Origin of the sequence: uncultured Veillonella sp. (assembly GCF_915069625.1) — a bacterium.
GTDB lineage: Bacteria > Bacillota > Negativicutes > Veillonellales > Veillonellaceae > Veillonella.
Map to the genome: position 1 here is coordinate 1 of NZ_CAJZFD010000082.1, position 8507 is coordinate 8507.

Here is an 8507-nt window from a genome sequence, read left to right on the forward strand (position 1 = left end):
ATCCATGTGTTTAGGCTAGTAAATAATATGTGTCCAGGAAAATGGGTACATATCACACGGGATAGGGGCTTTTTGCTATATGTTTTTATCTAGGGCCATATAACGGCATAGATTAGTTGTATACCACGATAAATTGATTTATTTCGATATAGTTGATATACTGATGATGAAATAAGCTATTACTTTCACAATTCAGAAAGGGAAATATATGATTGGTTTGGGCACGGCCATTAATATTGGCCTCATCATAGCCGGCAGCTTGTGTGGACTTGCATTTGGTCGGTTTATGAAAGAAAATTTAAAACAGACGCTCATGATGGTGAGCGGCATTATTGTTCTCCTCCTCGGGATGAGCGGTGCCATGCAGTATATGCTAGTCATCGTGAACGGAACGATACAAACGACGGGGCCTATGCTGATGATCATTAGCATGGTGGCAGGCGCCGTAATTGGCGAGCTTATCGACCTTAACCGTTGGATTACTGTATTTGGCGACTGGGTGAAAGCCAAAACTGGGAACACTGGCGATCCGCAGTTTACGCACGCTTTTATTACGGCATCCCTTACGTTTACAGTGGGAGCCATGGGAGTACTAGGTTCTATTCAAGACGGCTTAACGGGTAATTACCAAACGCTCTTATTAAAAGGTATCCTAGACGGTATCATTGTTATGGTGATGGTATCCTCTATGGGGAAGGGTGCGTTGTTCTCCTTTATTCCTGTAGGGATTACGCAATGGATCATTACAGCTATGGCACACATTGCGGCACCGTTGATGACACCGAGTGCCATCGATAACCTATCCTACGTGGGATCTATTCTGATCTTCTGCGTTGGTATAGACCTCATCTGGCCTGGTAAAATCCGCATTGCGAACCTATTGCCAGCCATCTTCGTGGCCATGGGGCTTACATTCTTGCTCTAATGTAAATTGCATTATGAATACTAAGAAAAATAATATATAGATTTTATAAGAGACCTATATTCTCTAACCTTTCACTGCTGTACTTTGCACATGAGAGTCTAGAGAATATAGGTCTTTTTATATTTGTAGCCATTATAAAAGTTAGTACTAATATTTGCTGATCTTCAAGTGATGACTAGAAGTAGATACATTCCGAAATAGGTGACCAATAGAGTCAGAAGAACAGTAGGATTTGAGTGCTGTTTTAGAGAAATCTTTTACCGAAATCATTTATAGAATAAAGTTATTCCACAATATACCTGAAATACAGGTATATATTATTGAGTTATACCTGTAAAACAGGTATAATCAAAGGAGAGGTTCTATGATTATCGGATTTAAAGATAAGGAAACAGAAAAGGTTTACCATCAGAGTTTTTCTAAACGCTTTTCACCGTTTATACAAAGATTAGCTCTTCGTAAGCTAATATTATTAGATAATGCTGAATCGATACAGGATTTAAGGTGGCCACCTGGTAACCGATTAGAGTTATTGCAAGGCAATCGCTTTGGCCAGTATAGTTTACGGATTAATAGCCAGTATAGATTATGTTTTAAAGTGAAAGATATTAATAGTTTTTATGATGTAGAAATTATAGATTATCATTAATAGAGAGGGAATATATATGGACAAGTTTATTCCAACACCTACCATCAGTGAAATATTGAAAGAAGAGTTTATGGAGCCATTAGGACTATCTGCATATCGATTAGCTAAAGATATACATGTGCCTGTTTCGCGTATTCAGGAAATCTTGAATGGGACACGAGCTATTTCAGCAGACACCTCTCTACGTTTAGCTAAATACTTTGGTGTTTCTGAAGGATATTTCTTGCGGTTGCAGATGGATGTTGATTTACGTACCGCAAAGCATAGTGCAGGGATGGAGGAAGTATTAAGCTCTATTGATCATTGTAATGCATTAGAACCTGTAGACTGTCAATGAGATATTGATAATTTTCGATATATTTGGTACACTTAACTTATAAATATATCGTTATAACATTATGTATTACTATAAGGAGACACTATGTTATTTGTTGAATATCCTAAATGCACAACATGCAAAAAAGCAAAGAAATTCTTAGATGATCATAATATTAAATACACAGATCGTGACATTAAGTCTGAAAATCCTACAGCTGAAGAAATTGCTGCGTGGTATCCACAATCTGGTAAAGATTTAAAAGCATTCTTCAATACATCTGGTATGATTTATCGTGAACAACAATTGAAGGATAAATTACCAAACCTTAGCGAAGAAGAAAAACTCGCTTTATTAGCATCCAATGGTATGCTTGTGAAACGTCCTATCTTGGTTCTTGAAGACAAAGTACTCGTTGGCTTTAAAGAAGCAGAATGGATCGAGGCGTTGAAGCTCTAATTTCATATTAGTTAACCGAAAGAACAGGTCCCTAAAAGCCTCCATAGCGAGCTAAGTCGTTTTTAGGGACCTGTTCTTTCTACGTCTAATAAAGAAATAAGAGCTTTCAACTAAAGCTCTTAAGGGAATGTCATTTTTAGAGATAGGTGCTTTTCTTTTTATATGAAATTAGGATCTTCAACTTAGGCCTATTGGAAGGCCTCCATAGTGAGCTAAGTCGTTTTTAGGGATCTGTTCTTTCTATGTCTAATAAAGAAATAAGAGTTTTCAACTAAAGCTCTTAAAGGAGAAGTCATTTTTATAAATTTATTCTTTTGGTACTACATAAAGAAATTGTAGTTCTTTATCATTTATCGAAAAAAATGATTTGTATATAATTCGCATATTTTGTATAATGGTTACATTGTAGATATACCCCTATGGGTACATAGATTTATCAAATAATTTAGGTTCATAGGGTTTTGAATTAATTTAGGTATAGAGAGTTCTGAATTAATATTGTGTTGTTTTTGTTTTATTTCCGGAGTAAGTAAGGCCGGTTCTAGTGTATAGAGGTCTATATGAAATTTTTACAGTCTTTATCGGCGCAGGTGTCGTTGTTCACGCAAGGTGCTATTTTGGCGCTAGGTGTTTTATTTATTCTATTAGATGCCATCACAGAGTCATTCAATCCTGTTATTGACTTGGCTTGGGTGACGGTTCTCGTTTGTGGTTTGCCGCTGCTCATTAATAGCGTTCAAAGTATTTTGAAGCATTTAGAGATCCATGCTAATTTCCTTATTGTTGTGGCCATGGTAGCGCTCATTTCCATTGGCGATTATCATACGGCGGCCTATGTGGGCCTCATCGTACAGGCTGGCTTTTTCTTGGAACAGCTTATCACAGGCGAGTCACATTATACCTTAGATGATGATATGCTTCCTGCCATGCCATCTCAACTCGTTGCTATGCGTCAGGGCATTAACAATTATTCATCTGTTATTGTTGTGGCTGTATTGCTATTATCTATGGGTTCCTTTGCATTGACACAGGATTTCATACATACCGTAACCTTGTTATTGGTACTATGCCCGTGTTCCTTGGAGCTTATCTTAGTGGCGCTCATGATGGGCTCTCTTGTGGATGATGCATCTCCCGTATCAGAGCTTTCAAAAGGAACAAAGCAGTCTCATTTAGGTTTACTCATCGTGTCCATTGTATTCCATATCGCCATTATCGGTGCTGGTGTATTTGGCTTCATGGATCCTGTTACGGCTGTTGCGTTGCACGGATTGGCGCGACTTGGTCTCGTGTATAATTTGAAAGTTCTCAATAGTTCTTTATGCGTAGCATAGAATGTAGTGCAGTGTATAGTTTTAGACATAATAAAATCCCCTAGTAACGATGTGTTACTAGGGGATTTTTGTGTTCAAACAACTGTTAGTTGTAGATTACTGTTCTTTTGCTTGGGATTTATCACCAAGTGTGAGAAGTAGGAATACGATAGCGAGGATACATGCACCAACGAGGGCTACGAAGCCGCCATCCCAACCATAAAGGTCAACCATGAGACCCATGAAGGCACCAGCACCAGCGGAACCGATGAGGTAACCAAGAAGGCCTGTAAGACCAGTAGCACCACCTGTTGCTACCCGTGGTACCATGTCTGCTGCTTGAAGGCCGATCATCATAACAGGACCGTAGATGAGGAAGCCGATAGCGATAAGTGCTAAGTTATCGATAAGGATATTGCCTGCTGGGTTGAACCAGTAAACGAGGATTGCCAAGATAACGAATAGCATGAAGCAGATAGTAGCTGGCGCACGGCGGCCACGGAATACACGGTCACTCAAATAGCCGCTTACGAGCATGCCTGGAATACCAGCCCATTCGTATAAGAAGTAAGCCCAACGGGAACCTTCTTTTGTAAAGCCTTTTACAGCTGTCAAATAAGTAGGAGCCCAGCTTACTACGCCATAACGGATGAAGTATACAAAGATATTTGCAATTGCAAGATACCATAAGTATTTGTTATGCAAAATATATTTGTAGAAGATTTCTTTGAAAGTAGTTTTATTTTCATCGCTTACTTCAGCTGCTACTGGTTCGTGTTTGTATTCTTCGATAGGTGGCAAGCCACAGGATTGAGGTGTATCTTTCAACAAGAAGAATGTAACCACAGCTAACACGATAGAAATAAGAGCAGGGAAGAAGAAAATACTATGCCATGTACCAAATAGATAGATACCTAACGTAGCAAGGGGTGCGATGATACCGCCACCAAGGTTGTGGGATACGTTCCACCAGGACCACCAAGCGCCGCGTTCAGAACGGGAGAACCAAGTTACCATATTTTTCGCATATGGAGGATAGCCCATGCCTTGGAACCAACCATTTAAGAAGGCGAGCACGCACATGATAGGAATACTGCTTAAAACACCAGGTAAGGTGCCGAATAATAACATAACTAAAGCACTGAGCAATAGACCTACTGTGGAGAAGTATTTTGGGTTAGAGCGGTCAGACGCATTACCCATGACAAATTTACTTACGCCGTACGCTACGGATAAGAGGGTCATGACAATACCAAGATCCGCTTTAGTGTAACCGTACTCAGCAATCATGTACGGAACAGCCAAACTAAAGTTTTGGCGGATCAAATAGAATGTAGCATAACCAATAAAAGTACCTGCAAAGACTTCTTTGCGAAGACGTTTGTAGGTGGAATCGATTTGCCCCTCTGGTAATCGTTCGATATGAGGAGCTGGAGAGAAGATCGACATCATCACACATCCTTTCTACAAAATGTCTTTTTTATCATACCATGTATGACTAAAAGTCGACTATGTTTTATTTTTAATTATGATAAATTGCTATTTTGGTGCACCATTATGGGCTTAGCGCATAGATTATAGTTCATCAAAATATCTTCTGTTTTGAAATATGGAGATGTATTTACATATATGAATAATTGTTCGTGCATTTGTGTAATAGGCCGATGCATGAATTATATAATGCCATTAAATCCAGTATTTATCTGTGTTTTTAAGTATATATGAATATTTGTACATATTTTGTTATTGACACAAATATACCCCTATGGGTATAACATAATCATAGGGTATACCCATATGGGTATACTAAGAAGAAAATTAAAATGATAAACAGAAAACTATAGAGAATAAGCAATAAGCAGATAGATGTTGTTTATCCTAGGTCATATATATGGACGCATGTATATAGACCACAACAAATGTGTACATATCATTATATATAAGCTTTCACAGGAGGTAAGTATGGAACGGTGGAGTAAAGCAGCAGAGTGGTTCGATTTAAATAGAGAAAAGATCACATTAGTAGCCGGCGGTATCGGCGTAGTATTTAGTTTATTAGGCGTTCGCTTAGGATTGCCATTCGACTGGGCATGGTTCACCATTCTATTATGTGGGTTGCCTATCGTATGGGGCACAGTAGTTGCCATGTATGAAGAGTTCGACGTAAAAGCAGACCTCTTGGTATCCTTGGCACTCATCGCGGCTGTAGCCATCGGTGAAGTATTTGCGGCTGCAGAGATTGCTTTCATCATGCAACTTGGTGCAATGCTTGAAGAGTTCACTGTATCTAAAGCGCAAGCAGGTATTGAACGTCTCGTTAAATTGACACCAACAACCGCTCGTATTGTTCGCAACGGCAAAGAAGAGGTATTGCCTGCAGATATCGTAACAGTAGGCGATGTAATCCGCGTGTTGCCAGGCGAGGTAATCCCTGTAGATGGCACGATTTTGACTGGTGATACAGCGATTGATCAATCTGTTATGACTGGCGAGTCCATGCCTGTCGATAAAACGATTGGCGACGAAGTATTTTCTGGTACAGTGAACCAATTTGGTGCCTTCGATATGACTGCAACGAAAGAGGGCGAAGACAGTTCTATTCAACGCATGATTAAGCTCGTTAAATCTACTGACCCAGGCAATGCGAAAATCGTTAGCCTTGCTGACCGTTGGGCTACGTGGATCGTAGTGATTGCACTTTTGGCAGCAGTTGGTACTTATGTAGTAACTGGCGAAATCATTCGCGCCGTAACTATCCTCGTTGTGTTCTGTCCTTGCGCTCTTGTATTGGCTACGCCAGCAGCGATCATGGCGGCTATTTCCAATGCAAGCCAACACGGGTTCCTCGTGCGCTGCGGCAATATTATGGAACGCTTGGCGAAGGTTGATACAATGACCTTTGATAAAACAGGTACATTGACCTATGGTACGCCTGAGGTGACTGCTGTTGAAACAGTGGGCGCTATGTCTAATGATGAATTATATCGTTTGGTAGCGTCTGTAGAGACTAAATCTGAGCATCCATTGGGCAAGGCGATTGTAAATGGTTTTACATCTCGTCATGGTGAAAGCTTCGATTCCGTAGATTCCTTCCGTATGGTTCCTGGTAAAGGTTTGGAAGCGACTGTAGCTGCTAAATCTGTATTAGCTGGTAACGAAGCGATGATGACTTTGTCTAATGTGTCTATTACGGACTCTGTGAAAGCAGCTGTTCATGACCACTTGAACCGTGGTGCGTCTATTGTATACGTGGCTGTAGATAGTGTCTTGGCTGGGTATGTGGCCTTAGCTGACCGTGTTCGCCGTGAAAGCCGTGCCGTAGTAGAGTCTTTGAACGATCTTCATGTTATGCCTGTTCTTTTAACAGGTGACCATGGTACAACAGCAAAAACAATTGGTAAACGTTTGAACGTACCGAATGTTATCGCTGATTGCTTGCCAGAAGATAAAATGAATACTGTAGCAAAATTACAACAAGAAGGTAACATTGTTGCCATGGTTGGTGATGGTGTAAACGATGCACCAGCTCTTAAGAAATCTGATGTAGGTATTGCCATGGGCGGTGTTGGCAGTGACATTGCTGTAGAAGCAGCGGATATCGTTCTTGTAAACGATAATGTTAAAGAAATTCCTCACCTTGTAGCATTGTCCAAACGCATGATGACTACTATTAAGATTAACCTTTCCTTCTCCTTGATCTTGAACTTCGTAGCTATCATCTTAGCTATGATTGGTACATTGTCTCCAGTATGGGGTGCCCTCGTTCATAACGGTGGCAGCCTTCTCGTAGTAGCTAACTCTGCATTACTCTTACGTTGGGCTTACAAATCTAATCACGTAGTAGAAGATGACAATTCCGTTCTTGTAAAAGCAGCGCGCAAACGCGTGTTTGAAGGGTAATACTATATTCTAAATACAATAGCGCTATCTATTCCGAACGAAACTCGATACGAGTGGTCGGATAGATAGCGCTTTTATTTTATATGTTATATGTAATCATACAGGTATTCTTAACTTTTCACTAATTGATTACATGCTGTATCCTGTATGCTATGATTGCGTACTACAGTATTCATACTCTGATATAGATGTTTCTAGTGTCTATTAATCAATGTATGTTACAGGGTAGCCTTTGGCTTCGATTTCGCGGCGGTTGAGGCCATTTGGTAAGTCTGGATAGCCAAATGCAAGGCTCGCATAGACTTTTTCACCGTCTTTTAGACCTAGTTCACGCATTTTAGCTTGGATGCGTTCGTTGTCTTGAAGGTGACGGATTTGGTTAACCCAGCAGCTACCAAGGTCTAATTCGTTGCAAGCAAGCATCATGTTTTGCATCGCACAAGATACATCGGCAAAGTTATTCGCATAGTTTGCTTGGCTAGCGAGTACGATGAGAACCGGTGCATTATAGTTGAATACAAACTTGCCTTCAGCGGACATTTTAATGATGTTTACCATGTAAGGTAATGTATTTTCCGTAATCGGCATTTTGCCGTATTCCTCTTGTACAAGTGTTACTAGTTCGTTGAGCACGTCTTGGTTTGTGATGACCATGAAGTGTGTTAATTGTGTATTACCGCCAGATGGGGCACGGCGACCAGCGTCGAGTACTTGGTCGATATGCTCACGAGATACTTGATCTGCTTTAAATTTACGCGTACTATGACGAGTTTTAATACATTCTAATGTGTTCATAGTAACCTCCTGTTAGATAGGGAATGTAATAGAAGAAATACAATTGTTATTTTCTTTATTATACTATAAGTTCTAGGGTATATATGCACAACATGCAAGTTCGTTACATATGTATACGTTACATATGTATACATATGCCATGTTGGTGTG

8 protein-coding genes are annotated in these 8507 nt (G+C 40.1%); 6 read left to right on the forward strand and 2 right to left on the reverse strand.

What is annotated here, in order from left to right:
• The first annotated feature begins 208 nt into the window (after positions 1–208).
• From QZ548_RS05575 to QZ548_RS05595, 5 genes are all read left to right on the forward strand, one after another.
• Positions 209–925, forward strand: a complete 717-nt coding sequence (locus QZ548_RS05575; protein WP_005384954.1) for a DUF554 domain-containing protein — start codon at positions 209–211, stop codon at positions 923–925.
• A gap of 364 nt (positions 926–1289) precedes the next feature.
• Positions 1290–1574: a type II toxin-antitoxin system RelE/ParE family toxin gene (locus QZ548_RS05580; protein WP_005384956.1), complete on the forward strand. Its 285-nt coding sequence runs from the start codon at positions 1290–1292 to the stop codon at positions 1572–1574.
• A gap of 16 nt (positions 1575–1590) precedes the next feature.
• Positions 1591–1911, forward strand: coding sequence for a HigA family addiction module antitoxin (locus QZ548_RS05585; RefSeq protein ID WP_105089947.1), 321 nt, complete (start codon positions 1591–1593; stop codon positions 1909–1911).
• A gap of 84 nt (positions 1912–1995) precedes the next feature.
• Entirely contained in the window at positions 1996–2349 is a 354-nt protein-coding gene (locus QZ548_RS05590) for a Spx/MgsR family RNA polymerase-binding regulatory protein (protein ID WP_005384960.1), read from the forward strand.
• Between the two features lie 560 nt (positions 2350–2909).
• The gene (locus QZ548_RS05595) at positions 2910–3683 is read left to right on the forward strand and encodes a hypothetical protein (RefSeq protein ID WP_105089946.1); all 774 of its coding nucleotides are present in this window, start codon (positions 2910–2912) and stop codon (positions 3681–3683) included.
• Positions 3684–3779: 96 nt separating this feature from the next.
• Here QZ548_RS05595 and pgtP read toward each other — a convergent pair whose 3' ends face one another.
• Complete coding sequence (pgtP, locus tag QZ548_RS05600) at positions 3780–5111, reverse strand: phosphoglycerate transporter protein PgtP (RefSeq protein ID WP_105089945.1); 1332 nt, start codon at positions 5109–5111, stop codon at positions 3780–3782.
• Positions 5112–5624: 513 nt separating this feature from the next.
• Between pgtP and QZ548_RS05605 the strand changes: the two genes are divergently transcribed.
• Entirely contained in the window at positions 5625–7562 is a 1938-nt protein-coding gene (locus QZ548_RS05605) for a cation-translocating P-type ATPase (protein WP_295868984.1), read from the forward strand.
• 204 nt (positions 7563–7766) lie between these two features.
• On the opposite strand, the gene QZ548_RS05610 is transcribed toward QZ548_RS05605, so the two are convergent.
• Positions 7767–8357 (reverse strand): nitroreductase, encoded by a 591-nt coding sequence (locus QZ548_RS05610; RefSeq protein WP_295868986.1) that lies wholly within the window; start codon positions 8355–8357, stop codon positions 7767–7769.
• Between the last annotated feature and the right edge of the window lie 150 nt (positions 8358–8507).